The organism is Shewanella sp. BC20 (assembly GCF_003129585.1).
Lineage (GTDB): Bacteria > Pseudomonadota > Gammaproteobacteria > Enterobacterales > Shewanellaceae > Shewanella > Shewanella seohaensis.
On sequence record NZ_NHRI01000023.1, the window covers coordinates 1 to 15117 of the forward strand.

A 15117-nucleotide genomic window follows, 5' to 3' on the forward strand; every position below is an offset into this window, starting at 1 on the left:
TACTCACCCGTCCGCCGCTCGCCACCTCAGGAGTAAACTCCCTTGTGCTGCCGCTCGACTTGCATGTGTTAGGCCTGCCGCCAGCGTTCAATCTGAGCCATGATCAAACTCTTCAATTAAAAGTTTTGTGAATCCGAAGATTCGGCTCAATGAATTCTGAATCGACTTAACTTAATAAGTCGTTGTACATATTGCTATGAACACTCATTCATTGATTTAATTCTTTGATTACTCGCCAAATGGCAGAGTAATTTCGATTAACTCAACACCTGTGAGTGTCCACACAGATTTCTTGTTTAGATTGTTAAAGAGCATTCGACCATTCACTTCGCGTTACCGCTCAGCGGGTCAGGGCTGCGTATTCTACGCATTTCCCTTGTCGCGTCAAGGCGTTTTTGCAAACTTCTTGGCGCTTTCGAATCAACCGCACATTTTGCATTCGATTCGCACTGATACCGCGTTCACTTTCGCTGTCTGCCGTGTCAGTGGATGCGCATTATAGGCAGCAGAACTTTTTGTGCAAGGGCTTTTTGAAAGAAAGTTTCGATTAATCATCTAGACGCCTAGATATCCAGCAACATGAATAAAAAAGGGGCTAAACAGCCCCTTTTTGAATGCATTTACTTAACAAAAAACTTACTACGGACTGAAGAAACGCGATTCTTGCTCGACTTCGACTTCTTCGCCACCGATATGGGTTTTCACTTTTATCTCGATGTTAGTCACTGAACGCGAAAGTTCGACCGGATCGACCCCGACGCTGATAGGTAGAGTTAACACCTCTCCACCCGCAATCGTCACTGAGGTTGGTCCATACCATTTATAGTTGTTGAGGCCTTCAACACTCATGGTGTATTCATGGGCTTGTTCTGTCTTATTGAGAATTTTCAGGGTGAAGGTGTTTTCAATCAGCCCCTGATTATTTTCCCTATAAAGTTGGTTACGGTCGCGGATGATATCCATACGCACGGGTGCAATCGTCGCGCTCGCGTAGATAAAGATCAGGATCATGGCGGCCAACACCACACCATAGCCCACCAGCTTAGGACGTAATACCTTCTCTTTGATACCTTCGAGTTTATTCTCTGTGGTATAGCTAATCAGCCCCAGAGGATATCCCATCCGCTCCATGGTTTGATCACAAGCGTCGATACAGGCGCCGCAGTTAATACATTCGTATTGCAAGCCGTTACGAATGTCGATACCCGTTGGGCAAACCTGGACACAGAGGTCGCAGTCGATGCAGTCGCCTAATCCCATTTCTTTCGGGTCGGCTTTGCGTGAGCGCGGGCCGCGGGTCTCACCGCGTTTAGCATCGTAACCTACGATATAAGTGTTTTTATCAAACATCGCCGATTGGAAACGGGCATAGGGGCACATATGGATGCACATAATTTCACGCATCCAACCCGCATTACCGTATGTTGCGAAGGTAAAAAACACCACCCAGAAGTAGATTGCGCCAGACGCATTAAGGGTAAAGACATCGACATACACTTCGCGGCTCGGCACAAAATAAGACACGAAGGTCATGGCTGTGAGCAGCGACAATAAAATCCACGCCGTGTGTTTTGCCGTCTTGCGCCAAAGTTTGTCAAAGTTCCATGGCATTTGATCTAGCTTGATGCGTTTATTACGTGCACCTTCAAGTTTTTCCTCGAACCAAATGAACATAAACGTCCACACGGTTTGAGGGCAGGTATAACCACACCAAACTCGGCCAAGATAGGTTGTGACGAAAAACAGCGCAAAGGCAGCTATCATAAAGAGAGCCGCAAGTAAGGTGAGATCCTGAGGCCAAATGGTGAGGCCAAAGACGTGAAACTTCTGTTCGCCCAGATTGAACCAAACGGCTTGACGGTCTCCCCAAGGGATCCACGGCAGGATAAGGAAGAAGAGCATTGCGACCCAACCCATACGGCGGCGTACGCTACTCCATAATCCATCGATTGCCCGGACATAAATCCGGTTGCGGGGGTTAAAGCGATCAGCCTTATTTTCATCTGGCTGGTGAATCTTAATTCGATTGGTTTTCGAATAGTCCTTGTTATTAGATTCTGCGTTCATCGTGACAGCCTTTTACTGCTTTAATATTGGACGAAAACTGGCTTATTATACCCATATTATTAATGGTTATTCACTTATGTTGGACTAAAAGATGAAAGGTTGGATCATATTAGCGCTCCTGTGTGGTGCATTATATTACTTATACACCGAAACAGACAAATTAGATGCACCTATAGCTAAAACAGAGGAAATGGTTCAGAAGATAGAAAACAAAATGGGTTCGATGACGGGCACCCAAATTATTAAGATCGATCAGAAACGCACTAAGGCTCGAAAAGATATTTTGGAGCGACTATCAGCTCCTGAAGTCGAAGAATTTAATAAAATCCCACTTACCGAAGACGGCATTGCCGATTTTAAAGACAGCTACTGCGGCACAAAAGCGCCCGAGCACCCCATTTTTAGCCGAGATAACCTGTTTTTTATCTGCGATAACCTCTAATCCCACTTATAGGCAAACGGAATTTTGCAGCCCATCACTAAGCATAACGCTTAGGCGATTGACCAAAGACATGATTCCGCCTAGCCTTTGAACTTCAATTACATAGGCCTTGTATCATGACTAAACCAGTATCAGATATTTTTGATCCCGCACTGTGGGATGAAGTCAGCGGATTTAATTTCGACGATATCACTTACCATAGAGCCAAAGCCCACGGCACAGTGCGTATCGCCATCAACCGTCCAGATTGCCTCAATGCCTTCCGCCCAAAGACGGTCGACGAGTTGTATATCGCCCTCGATCACGCTCGCCAATGGTCCGATGTAGGTTGTGTGTTACTCACAGGCAATGGCCCCTCCGCCAAAGGACAATATTCGTTTTCCTCTGGTGGCGATCAACGTATTCGCGGCAAAGATGGTTATAAATATGAAGGCGCAGAAGAAGGCAAAGCCGATTTAGCCAGAATGGGGCGTTTACATATCCTCGAAGTCCAACGATTGATCCGCTTTATGCCTAAGGTGGTGATCGCCGTCGTGCCGGGTTGGGCGGTTGGCGGCGGCCATAGTTTACACGTTGTCTGCGACTTAACCTTGGCCTCGAAGGAACACGCTGTCTTCAAACAAACCGATCCCGATGTCGCGAGTTTCGATTCAGGCTATGGCAGTGCTTATCTTGCCAAGATGATTGGCCAAAAGCGCGCGCGAGAAATTTTCTTCTGCGGCTTTAACTACAGTGCCGATGAAGCCTTTGCCATGGGAATGGTCAATAAATCGGTTCCCCATGCTGAACTCGAAGTCGAAGCATTAAGATGGGCCAAAGAGATTAACTCCAAATCGCCAACAGCGATGCGTATGTTGAAGTACGGCTTTAACATGACAGACGATGGCATGGTCGGTCAGCAACTGTTTGCGGGTGAAGCGACACGCTTAGCCTATGCCAGCGCAGAAGCTCAGGAAGGGCGCGATGCTTTCCTCGAAAAACGCGATCAGGACTTTTCAGCGTTTCCATGGCATTACTAATCGAAGCTGATTGTCATATAAAGCCCTCATTTGAGGGCTTTATATTTTTTAGCGCTTATAGATAGAAAAAACCGTTTAAACTAATCTCAAAATACGGGTTTAAATTTTAATGAGAATTGTTATCATCTAACTGTTCCCAATTGGGGCTTACATTAGAGGATAAGATCATGACCAAGACATTTACTTTTGCCGTATTACATTTCAGCGTCGCCTTCACTGTTACCTATTTATTAACCGGTAGTGTTTTGGTCGGTGGTGCAGTTGCCTTAGTTGAACCCGCAATAAACACGGTAGTGTTTTATTTCCACGATAAAGTGTGGAAGCGTTTCGAAGAAAAAAAGCAAAACGCACTTAATGCTATAACGGCTTAACACACTTAGCCACCAGCATATACTCTAATAAAGCCCCAATAAAAAACCGCCATTCAGGCGGTTTTTTATGACTTCCGATTTATTCCACCGTCACCGATTTAGCGAGGTTTCGCGGTTGATCCACATCCGTGCCCTTAATTAAGGCAACGTGATACGACAGCAACTGTAATGGGATAGTGTAAATCAGCGGTGCCATAAAGATATCGCAGTGTGGAACTGGGATAACCTTCATGGTCTCGTCAGATTCAAACTCGGCATCAACATCGGCAAAGACATACATTAAACCACCACGGGCACGCACTTCTTCAACGTTAGATTTCAGCTTTTCTAATAGTTCGTTGTTTGGCGCGACTACGATGACGGGCATGTCGGCATCAATCAACGCCAGTGGACCATGTTTCAGCTCGCCAGAGGCATACGCCTCAGCATGGATATAAGAGATCTCTTTAAGTTTCAGCGCACCTTCCATCGCAATCGGATACTGATCGCCACGGCCAAGGAATAGGGCATGGTGTTTGTCGGCAAAATCTTCCGCCAATTCAGCAATCGCATCATCTAAGCTCAATGCTTGTTCCACTTTGGCAGGCATAGACTGTAGGCTTTGAGTGATCTCCGCCTGCATTTGCTCCGACATGCCATTATGGCGACCGATCACCGCCGTCAGCATTAACAAACCAGCCAGCTGCACAGTAAAGGCTTTGGTAGAGGCCACACCAATCTCAGCGCCTGCTTTCATCATGTATGCCATATCAGACTCACGGACTAAGGAAGAGCCAGGAGCGTTACAGATAGTTAGCGTCGCCTTGTAACCCATCTCTTTGGCTAGGCGCATCGCCGCCAGCGTATCGGCGGTTTCGCCGGATTGAGAAATGGTCACCAACAGGCTGTTAGGAAACAAATGCGACTTGCGATAGCGGAACTCAGAGGCGATTTCGACATTACAAGAAACGCCAGCCCAATCCTCTAACCAGTAACGCGCCGCCATACCTGCATGGTAGCTAGTACCACAGGCAATGATTTGTACGTGTTTGATATCTTTTAAAAACTCTGCGGCATTATCACCAAAAGCCGTGTCGAGCACTTGCTTGTTAGCGATGCGACCTTCGATAGTGCGCGTCAGTGCCAATGGCTGCTCATAAATCTCTTTGAGCATATAGTGGCGATATTCACCTTTGTCACCGGCATCATGGGTGATTTCTGATTCTTTAACTTCGCGCTCAACTGTATTGCCATGCACATCGAAAATGCTCACGGTGCGACGAGTCACTTCAGCCACGTCACCTTCTTCTAAAAACGCGAAAGAACGGGTCACAGGCAACAGCGCCAATTGATCAGACGCAACGAAGTTTTCACCTAAACCAAAACCAATCACTAATGGACTACCAGAACGCGCGACGACCATACGCTCGCTATCGCGGCGGTCGATAACCACTGTGCCATAAGCGCCTTCAAGTTGTTTAACCGTGGCTTGCACTGCAGCAAGTAAGGTGTCGTGCGTTTTTAATTCGTGATGAACTAAGTGGCAAATCACTTCGGTGTCGGTATCAGAGCTGAAGTGATAGCCCAGCTCTTTTAGCATTTCGCGCAGTTTATGATGGTTTTCGATAATGCCATTGTGCACCACGGCAATATCGCCTTCAGATAAATGTGGGTGAGCATTGCGCTCGCTCGGCTCACCATGGGTAGCCCAACGAGTATGTGCAATACCAGTACCGCCCGCTAACGGGTCGGTTTCGAGTGCGGCAGAAAGCTCCTGCACTTTACCCACACGACGAGTGCGATTAAGTTCGCCATTGTGGATAACGGCAACACCAGCGGAGTCATATCCACGATATTCTAAACGACGTAAACCTTCGACCAGAATTTCGGCCACATCCCTTTGCGCCACGGCGCCAACGATTCCGCACATAGTTTTTACCTATAAAATGAAAAATAAAAATGAAGTTGTTTGAGACATTTACTTTGGTTTATCACGGGCAAATGTCTAAGGCGAGTAGGGCGCTAAGATGACTTTCACGCCTTGCTCGGTAATTTGGTTAAGGGCGCTCTCTTCGATGCGAGCATCGGTAACTAGCACGCTGATTTGCGACCAAGGTAGTTCTAAGTTAGGGATCCGCTTACCAATTTTGTCCGAATCCACCATAACGATCACTTCGCGGGAAACCTCAGCCATCACCTTACTTAAGCCCGTTAGCTCATTAAAGGTGGTGGTGCCGCGCGCTAAATCGATACCGTCAGCACCGATAAAGAGTTGGTCGAAGTTATAGGAGCGTAATACTTGCTCGGCCACTTGCCCTTGGAACGACTCGGAATGCGGATCCCAGGTACCGCCAGTCATCAACAGGGTGGGCTCATTTTCAAGTTCATGAATCGCATTGGCCAAATGCAGGGCATTGGTCATAACCACCAGCCCACGCTTGTGATTCAGCTCGGCGATCAGGCCTGAAGTGGTGGTGCCACTGTCGATAATGATGCGATTGTGATCTTTGATCAGCTGCGCCGCAGCTTTAGCAATAGATAACTTATTAGGGGCAATCTTGGCAGAAAACTGTTGTGTCACTTCATCGGGAATAGCCACAGCACCACCGTAGCGGCGCAGCAATAGTCCGGTTTTTTCAAGTTCTGCCAAGTCTTTACGAATAGTCACTTCTGAGGTTTCGAAACGTAATGACAACTCATCGACACTCACTTCACCCTGTTCATTCAGAATGCTGATAATACTGTGACGTCGTTGCTGTGTGTTTCGTTTATTCATAAAACCTTTCAATTAACTTTCGATTCGAAAGTTACATTATAGAGAAACGAAACATTTTTGCTAGTATTCGAAAGGTGTTTTTGGAATGAAAGTGATGAAATAGTGGAGTTTGTAAAATTAACCTAATGAAAAGAAATAAAAAAGCAGTTCACCTATCGATGAACTGCTTTAAGGGATCTAAAACTTAAGCGTAGAAAGTAAAGTTAGAACTTAGCTTCAAGTGCCACGCTGAAGTTACGGTCTTGGCCTAGAGTCACCATATTGTATTGTCCGCCATCAATATAATCGCTATCAAACAGGTTTCTCACGTTCGCGCGGATGCTTACATCTTTACCCATAATATCCATAGTGTACGCAGCACCGATATCGAAGCGGACATAACCGTCTTTACTGATAGTGTTATCTACGTTTGCAAAACGCTCGCCAACATAGATAGCACCGAAGTTCATTGCAAAGTTATCGGTTACTTCATAACGAGTCCAGATATTGGCCGACCATTCAGGGGCATCGATAGGCGTTTTACCTTCGCGCTCATCACCCGTTTGATACTCAGCATCGAGGTACATCATAGATGAAGTCACAAACCAGCTATCGCCTAGCTTACCTTGGGCACCCACTTCAAAGCCGCGGTGCTTTTGCTCTCCGCCTTGGGTGGTGATTGAAGTGTATTTTCCATCCTCACTTCGTGGGTCACTTGCTGTCAGCACCTCATTTATAGAGATATTCTCCAGTGTGACATCAAATACCGCAGCCGTTAATAACAAGCTATCGTCAAACAGTTCCCACTTAGTCCCTACTTCATATTGAATGCCATATTCTGGTTTAAGGTTAGTGTCATGATTAACATTTAGAGGGTCGGTAATACCACCTTGCGGTGTAAAGCTCTTAGAGTAGTTAACATATATGCTGCCATTGGTCATTGGTGAGTAGATCACCCCAAATTTAGGCGATACGGCATAGCTGTTTTCACCAAAACCATCTTTTTTCTGTTCGTCATAACGAACCCCTGCGAGCAATTTCCATTGTTCATTGATGGTCATTAAATCTTGCAGATAGAAACCATAGTATTTGTATTCATTTGGAGTGCCTTTCTTACCTGTATGGTAATCAAGATCCGGCTGAATCACCGGCTGACCAGGAATAACGGTTTGAGCTGCGCCACGGGCGATTTGTTGCTGGTAGAAGTAATCGAGATAGTTAGCGCCGATCAGCAACTGATGCTCCATACCCGCCAATGCAAACTCACCCGTAAAATCGACATAAGCGGTTTTATGTTGCCAATCATCGTAACGATCGAATGGCCTAATGCTGTATCCCGAGGTGAATGGATCTTCATTATATTGCGGCGCAGAATCAAAACGCTGGCGATTAAACTGTTGATCGTTATAACCCAGTTTAACTTTCCAATCGTCATTCATATGCCAAGTTAAATCGGCACCTAAGTTTGAAACCGTGTTATCGGTAAAGGCCCAAGGCGCATCCCAGATGGTTTTACGCTGGCCGACAACATTGCCTTGCTTATCTAACCAACCGCCGGCATCGATACCGGTTTTATCTTGGGTATGGTCGTATTTCAACGACAATAACAGATCATCACTGATATCAAATTCTAGGTTCAAATAACCTAACCAACGATCACGCTCTTGGTTTTCATCGGTCGTTGAATATTCACGCCAGTATTTAGTGTCTTGTTTGACGAACACACCGCGGTAACGAATGCTTTGAGCCTCGTTTAAGCTGCCACCCGCATCTAACTGTGCGCGGGTAGAGCCGTAACCGTCGGTATCAAAACCTAAATTGAGCATAGAATCATAGGTGGGCTTCTTGGTGACCATATTCACCAAACCGCCAGGTCCAGATTGGCCATACAACATACTCGAAGGACCTTTCAGCACTTCGACTTGTTGTAAGGTTTCGATAGGTTGGACGTAGTGGGACCATTGCTGGTGGCCGTTGATCAGATAACCGTTGCCCGAATCTAATTCAAAACCACGAATACTGAAGACTTGGCGGTTCCAACGGGTTGTTCCCGCTGTCACACTTGAATCGTTTACTAAGACTTCCGCAAGGTTAGTCGCTAATTGCTCATCGGTGACAAAGTCGGGGATCACATTCACAGATTGTGGTGTATCCATTAAATCGATATCACCACGCATAGCACCGGATGCGCTGCCGACTTTATAGTCGTTAAACGTACGGCCAGTCACATTAATGCGCTCAATGTTTGCATCGTTTGGCGCTTCGGCCATAACAGGCATCGCCATTAATGCAGACCCTACGGCCAAACCTACAACTGAATATTTAAATACCATTGCCAACACCTCAAGTAGACCTTTCGTCTTAGAATTGCAGGCAATATAAATAAGAATTGTTTTTATTTAATCATCTTTACACGAATTTACAATTCAGCGTGATTTAGATCAACTTTGAATAAAAACAATGGATTAGCCTTAACACTTCATTATTAACTCAACATTAATTTGGCTAATTTTTATTTAGTGAGGATTTTTAGCTTTGACAAAAAAGACATAAAGCGGCAATAAGCCGCTTTATGTTTGCTGAGAATAGAGCCGTTATTTCTTAATCTTTACCGGACGTTGCCAGCCAGTCAGATGTTTTTGCTTAACACGGGTGATCACCAGCTCATCCTCACCCACGTCACGGGTAATTGTTGACCCTGCACCCAGCGTCGCGCCTTTACCAATGGTCACAGGCGCCACCAGCTGAGTATCACTTCCCACAAACACATTATCTTCAATCACGGTTAGGTGTTTATTGGCACCATCGTAATTACAGGTAATAGTGCCCGCACCAATATTCACGCCCGCACCGATTTGCGCATCGCCTAAATAGGCTAAGTGACCCGCCTTAGAACCCACACCTAAAACGGCTTTTTTCATCTCAACGAAGTTACCGATATGGGCATCCTGCATTAACTCAGCACCTGGGCGTAAACGGGCAAAAGGCCCGGCACTGGCGGCAACGCCTAGCTTAGCGCCTTCGATAATAGAGTAAGGTTTGATCTCGGCATTATCGGCAATTTCACAATCGATAAGAATTGCGCCAGCGCCGATGCTAACGTTATTACCAATCACCACTTTGCCTTCGAAAACTACGTTCACATCGACCATTACATCCATACCGACCGTCACTTCACCACGGATATCGATACGGCTTGGGTCACGTAGGTTTGCGCCAGCAATCATCAGCTTTTCGGCTTCGCGGGCCTGATAGGCGCGCTCAAGTTGTGCAAGTTGCACGCGGTTATTAGCGCCTTCCACTTCGATAGCAGACTGTGGCTGAGCGGTATTAATTTCAACCCCATCGGCGTGGGCCATGGCGATAATATCAGTGAGATAGTATTCACCCTGAGCATTGTTATTCGATAAACGGCCAAGCCAGGTTTTTAATGCCTTGCCCGGCACAGCCATAATGCCTGTGTTGATTTCATTGATGGCTAACTGCTCAGCATTGGCATCCTTTTGCTCGACGATACCGACAACCTTGCCTTGCTCGCGCACGATACGGCCATAGCCGGTTGGATTGGTTAGATTGACGGTTAAAATCGCCACGCCATTATCGGGACGCGCAGCAAGTAATGCTTCGAGGGTTGAGGCTTGGATTAATGGCACATCACCGTAGAGGATCAGCACAGTGTCATTATCATCGATATTGGGAATCGCTTGAGCGACCGCATGGCCAGTGCCTAACTGCTCAGCTTGCAACATCCAATTGAGTTGCTGCTCACCCAAAGCCGATTTTAATTTGTCGGCGCCATAGCCGTACACCAATTGAATGGCATCGCTGCCGATACTGTGGGCGGTATCGATAACATGCTGCACCATGCTCTTGTGGGCGATAGGATGTAATACCTTGGGAAGATCCGAGCGCATGCGAGTTCCTTTTCCTGCCGCTAAGATCACTACATTTAATGCCATTGCCATATCCTTGATTAACATCCCAAAGGGATAAACTGAGCTCGATTTAATGGCGCAATTTTAACGGAAAGGCACTGCAAAGCGAAAGGCAGATATCAAAACGCAGCGAAAAAACCAACAAAAAAGGCGGGTATCTTTCGATAACCGCCTTTTATCACAAACAATAACCTTTATCTGGCAATGTTTTTCTTGATGGTTTCAACAACACGTAATTGAGCCATTGCTTTCGCTAACTCAACCATAGCGGCGTCATAATTGAAGTCCGCACCCGCAGTCGCCATATGGGCTTCTGCACGACGCTTGGCTTCTAATGCTGCCTGCTCATCAATATCTTTGGCACGCATAACCACATCAGCCAACACAGAAACAGAAGAAGGTTGTACTTCCAGTAAACCACCAGAAAGATAAAACACTTCTTCGCTGCCGTCTTGTTTGACGATGCGCGCCATGCCAGGTTTGATATAGCTTAACAGTGGAGCGTGGCCATGCATGATGCCCAACTCACCTTCAGAACCGGTCACTTGTAGGCTAGCTACGCGACCTGAGAAGATGCTGCTCTCTGCGCTTACTATATCAAGCTGTACTGTCATGGCTGCCATCCCGTTCTCCTTAAAAAACTAAGTATGACTACTTAGTTATTTCTTTTTGTTAGCTTTCTCGACAGCTTCGTCGATAGAACCAACCATGTAGAACGCTTGTTCTGGAATGTGGTCGAACTCGCCACTCAGAATTCCCTTGAAGCCACGGATAGTGTCTTTCAGAGATACGTACTTACCAGGAGAACCAGTAAAGACTTCTGCTACGTGGAAAGGCTGAGACAAGAAACGCTCAATCTTACGAGCACGGGAAACGGTCATCTTATCTTCATCTGACAGTTCGTCCATACCGAGAATCGCAATAATGTCTTTCAGCTCTTTGTAGCGTTGCAGAACAGTTTGTACACCGTTAGCTACGTCATAGTGCTCTTGACCAACCACTAATGGATCTAATTGACGAGAAGTCGAATCCAGTGGGTCAACCGCTGGGTAAATACCCAGAGAAGCGATTTGACGTGACAATACAACAGTCGCATCTAAGTGAGCGAAGGTTGTTGCTGGTGACGGGTCAGTCAAGTCGTCCGCTGGTACGTATACCGCTTGTACAGAGGTAATAGAACCAGTCTTAGTTGAAGTAATACGCTCTTGCAGAACGCCCATTTCTTCAGCCAGAGTGGGTTGGTAACCTACTGCAGAAGGCATACGACCTAACAGTGCTGATACTTCAGTACCGGCTAGGGTGTAACGGTAGATGTTGTCAACGAACAACAGAACGTCACGACCTTCGTCACGGAATTTTTCAGCCATAGTCAGACCGGTCAGTGCTACACGCAGACGGTTTCCTGGTGGCTCGTTCATTTGACCATAAACCATGGCTACTTTGTCGAGAACGCCAGAATCCTTCATCTCGTAGTAGAAGTCGTTACCCTCACGAGTACGCTCACCTACACCGGCGAATACAGAAAGACCTGAGTGAGCTTTAGCGATGTTGTTAATCAGTTCCATCATGTTAACTGTCTTACCAACACCCGCACCACCGAACAGACCTACTTTACCACCCTTAGCGAATGGACATACAAGGTCGATAACCTTGATACCAGTCTCTAACAGTTCAGTCGTGTTTGATTGCTCTTCGTATGAAGGAGCGCTGCGGTGAATCACATAACGTTCTTCTTCGCCAATTGCGCCAGCTTCATCAATAGGGTCGCCTAATACGTTCATGATACGGCCAAGCGTGGCAGTACCAACTGGAACAGAAATAGGTGAACCTGAGTTTACTACCTCAAGACCACGACGCAGACCATCAGAAGTACCCATAGCGATGGTACGAACTACACCACCACCTAGTTGTTGCTGAACTTCCAGCACCAAACCATTACAGGAGCCTTCACCTGTGATCTTCAGAGCGTCATATACCTGAGGTACGGCATCTTGTGGAAACTCTACGTCCACAACCGCGCCAATCACTTGGACAACAGTACCTGTGCTCATGATTAATCCTCTAAAACTTGTATTCGTTACCTAACCTAAACCGCAGAGGCACCAGAAACAATTTCCGACAGTTCCTGCGTAATCGCAGCCTGACGAGCCTTGTTATAGACCAATTGCAAATCGTCAATCAGTGTACCCGCGTTGTCTGTTGCCGCCTTCATCGCCACCATACGGGCAGCCTGTTCAGAAGCAATGTTTTCAACAACACCTTGGTAAACCTGAGATTCTACATAACGAACCAATAAGGTATCCAAAAGGGCTTTTGGATCTGGCTCGTAGATGTAGTCCCAACGATGAGCAACCTCATCATCTTCCGATTTAGGCAAAGGTAGCAGCTGCTCGATCACAGGAGTCTGCGTCATAGTGTTTACAAACTTGTTGAACACTACGTACAGACGATCCAGTTTGCCTTCGTTGTAAGCATCTAGCATTACACGTACTGTCCCGATCAGGTCTGCGAGCTTTGGCGCATCGCCTAAACCTGAAGCATGGGCAGATACTTGACCGCCAAAGCTTTTGAAAAACTGAACACTACGAGCACCAATTGGGCAAAATTCAAATTCTGCACCTTGCTCTTTCCAGCTTTTCACGTCTGAAACAACCTTTTTAAAGAGGTTGACGTTCAGACCACCACAAAGGCCACGGTCGGTTGCTACAACAATGTAACCAACCCGCTTGGCCTCTCTCACCTCTAAGTAGGGGTGTTTATACTCGAGAGAACCTTGCGCTACGTGACCGATCACCTTACGCATGCTTTCCGCGTATGGACGGCTTGCAGCCATGCGTTCCTGCGCTCTGCGCATTTTGCTGGCTGCCACCATTTCCATGGCGGACGTGATCTTCTGAGTGTTTTTCACACTCGCGATCTTGGTTTTAATCTCTTTAGCGCCGGCCATCTCTACTCTCCAATCTGGACCTGAGGTGCCTTAAGACACCTCTATCATTGTTACCAGGTTTGGGTTGCTACGAACTTGTCGAGGCCAGCTTTTAATTCAGCTTCGATATCGGCGTTATAATCGCCAGTCTCGTTGATAAGCTTGATTAAAGCAGCATGCTCGCTGTTCATGTACGAGAGCAGAGCGGCTTCGAAATCACCAACTTTTTTCAGCTCAACGCCCTTCAGGTAACCTTTTTCAGCTGCGAAAATTGACACAGCTTGAGCGGCTACGCTCATAGGAGCATATTGTTTTTGCTTCATCAGTTCGGTAACACGCACACCATGCTCAAGTTGAGCACGAGTTGCATCGTCTAAGTCAGATGCAAACTGTGAGAACGCAGCAAGTTCACGATACTGTGCTAGAGCGGTACGGATACCACCAGACAGTTTCTTGATGATCTTAGTCTGAGCCGCACCACCAACACGAGAAACAGAAATACCTGGGTTAACCGCTGGACGTAAGCCAGAGTTAAACAGATCGGTCTCAAGGAAGATCTGACCGTCAGTAATAGAAATTACGTTGGTCGGTACGAATGCAGATACGTCACCCGCCTGAGTTTCAATAATAGGCAGCGCGGTTAAAGAACCGGTTTGACCTGTTACAGCACCCTTAGTGAACTTCTCTACATATTCTTCGTTTACGCGTGAAGCACGCTCTAATAAACGAGAGTGTAGATAGAATACGTCACCAGGATAAGCTTCACGGCCTGGTGGACGCTTCAGCAGTAACGAGATCTGACGGTAAGCAACAGCTTGCTTAGACAGGTCATCGTATACGATCAGAGCATCTTCACCGCGGTCGCGGAAGTATTCACCCATAGCACAACCAGAGTATGGTGCTAAGTATTGCAGTGCTGCAGCTTCAGAAGCTGTTGCTACTACAACGATAGTGTTAGCTAATGCACCGTGCTCTTCTAGCTTGCGTACTACGTTAGCGATTGTAGAAGCCTTTTGGCCTACAGCTACGTACACACATTTGATGCCAGAATCGCGCTGGTTGATGATTGCGTCGATCGCCATCGCTGTTTTACCAGTTTGACGGTCGCCAATGATCAATTCACGTTGACCACGACCGATTGGGATCATAGCGTCAACGGCTTTATAACCAGTTTGAACTGGTTGATCTACTGACTTACGCTCGATAACACCTGGTGCGATCACTTCAACAGGAGAGAAACCATCGTTATCGATAGCGCCTTTTCCGTCAATTGGCTCACCTAGAGTGTTAACTACACGGCCTAACAGGCCGCGACCGACTGGAACTTCCAGAATACGGCCAGTAGTTTTAACTTTTACGCCCTCTGCTAAATCAGCATAAGGACCCATTACTACGGCACCGACAGAATCACGTTCAAGGTTCAACGCGATTGCAAAACGGCTACCAGGCAGTTCGATCATTTCACCTTGCATCACATCGGCTAGGCCGTGGATGCGGATAATGCCGTCACTTACCGCAACGATAGTACCTTCGTTACGAGATTCGCTAACGACTTCGAACTGCTCGATCCGCTGCTTAATCAGATCGCTGATTTCAGTGGAATTCAGTTGCATGCTCAAACTC

12 protein-coding genes and 1 rRNA gene are annotated in these 15117 nt (G+C 46.7%); 3 read left to right on the forward strand and 10 right to left on the reverse strand.

Features of this window, described 5'->3' with window-relative positions:
- Together CBX96_RS18735 and ccoG are read right to left on the reverse strand one after the other, a co-directional pair.
- Window positions 1–119: ribosomal RNA gene (locus CBX96_RS18735) — 16S ribosomal RNA — on the reverse strand; the annotation flags it as partial.
- A 520-nt stretch (window positions 120–639) separates the two neighbouring features.
- Complete coding sequence (ccoG, locus tag CBX96_RS18740; RefSeq protein ID WP_109287707.1) at window positions 640–2067, reverse strand: cytochrome c oxidase accessory protein CcoG; 1428 nt, start codon at window positions 2065–2067, stop codon at window positions 640–642.
- A 91-nt stretch (window positions 2068–2158) separates the two neighbouring features.
- Here ccoG and CBX96_RS18745 point away from each other — a divergent pair, with 91 nt between their 5' ends.
- The 3 genes from CBX96_RS18745 to CBX96_RS18755 all read left to right on the forward strand — a co-directional run bounded on the left by CBX96_RS18745 (window position 2159) and on the right by CBX96_RS18755 (window position 3899).
- The gene (locus CBX96_RS18745) at window positions 2159–2509 is read left to right on the forward strand and encodes a hypothetical protein (RefSeq protein ID WP_109287708.1); all 351 of its coding nucleotides are present in this window, start codon (window positions 2159–2161) and stop codon (window positions 2507–2509) included.
- Between the two features lie 116 nt (window positions 2510–2625).
- The gene (locus CBX96_RS18750) at window positions 2626–3528 is read left to right on the forward strand and encodes a 1,4-dihydroxy-2-naphthoyl-CoA synthase (protein WP_011627707.1); all 903 of its coding nucleotides are present in this window, start codon (window positions 2626–2628) and stop codon (window positions 3526–3528) included.
- A 167-nt stretch (window positions 3529–3695) separates the two neighbouring features.
- Window positions 3696–3899, forward strand: a complete 204-nt coding sequence (locus CBX96_RS18755) for a DUF2061 domain-containing protein (protein WP_011627708.1) — start codon at window positions 3696–3698, stop codon at window positions 3897–3899.
- Window positions 3900–3978: 79 nt separating this feature from the next.
- On the opposite strand, the gene glmS is transcribed toward CBX96_RS18755, so the two are convergent.
- From glmS to atpA, 8 genes are all read right to left on the reverse strand, one after another.
- Window positions 3979–5808, reverse strand: coding sequence for a glutamine--fructose-6-phosphate transaminase (isomerizing) (gene glmS / locus CBX96_RS18760; protein ID WP_109287709.1), 1830 nt, complete (start codon window positions 5806–5808; stop codon window positions 3979–3981).
- Window positions 5809–5883: 75 nt separating this feature from the next.
- Window positions 5884–6654 (reverse strand): DeoR/GlpR family DNA-binding transcription regulator, encoded by a 771-nt coding sequence (locus CBX96_RS18765; protein WP_011627710.1) that lies wholly within the window; start codon window positions 6652–6654, stop codon window positions 5884–5886.
- Window positions 6655–6857: 203 nt separating this feature from the next.
- A complete protein-coding gene (locus CBX96_RS18770) occupies window positions 6858–8966 on the reverse strand; it encodes a TonB-dependent siderophore receptor (protein WP_109287710.1) in 2109 nt (702 codons plus the stop codon).
- Between the two features lie 261 nt (window positions 8967–9227).
- Complete coding sequence (gene glmU / locus CBX96_RS18775; RefSeq protein ID WP_039977549.1) at window positions 9228–10592, reverse strand: bifunctional UDP-N-acetylglucosamine diphosphorylase/glucosamine-1-phosphate N-acetyltransferase GlmU; 1365 nt, start codon at window positions 10590–10592, stop codon at window positions 9228–9230.
- Window positions 10593–10762: 170 nt separating this feature from the next.
- A complete protein-coding gene (locus CBX96_RS18780; protein WP_011624645.1) occupies window positions 10763–11191 on the reverse strand; it encodes a F0F1 ATP synthase subunit epsilon in 429 nt (142 codons plus the stop codon).
- Window positions 11192–11227: 36 nt separating this feature from the next.
- Complete coding sequence (atpD, locus tag CBX96_RS18785; RefSeq protein WP_011718832.1) at window positions 11228–12619, reverse strand: F0F1 ATP synthase subunit beta; 1392 nt, start codon at window positions 12617–12619, stop codon at window positions 11228–11230.
- 35 nt (window positions 12620–12654) lie between these two features.
- Window positions 12655–13515 carry a F0F1 ATP synthase subunit gamma gene (gene atpG, locus CBX96_RS18790; protein ID WP_011718833.1) on the reverse strand — a complete coding sequence of 287 codons (861 nt, stop codon included), beginning with the start codon at window positions 13513–13515 and terminating at the stop codon, window positions 12655–12657.
- Between the two features lie 50 nt (window positions 13516–13565).
- Complete coding sequence (atpA, locus tag CBX96_RS18795) at window positions 13566–15107, reverse strand: F0F1 ATP synthase subunit alpha (RefSeq protein ID WP_011718834.1); 1542 nt, start codon at window positions 15105–15107, stop codon at window positions 13566–13568.
- Between the last annotated feature and the right edge of the window lie 10 nt (window positions 15108–15117).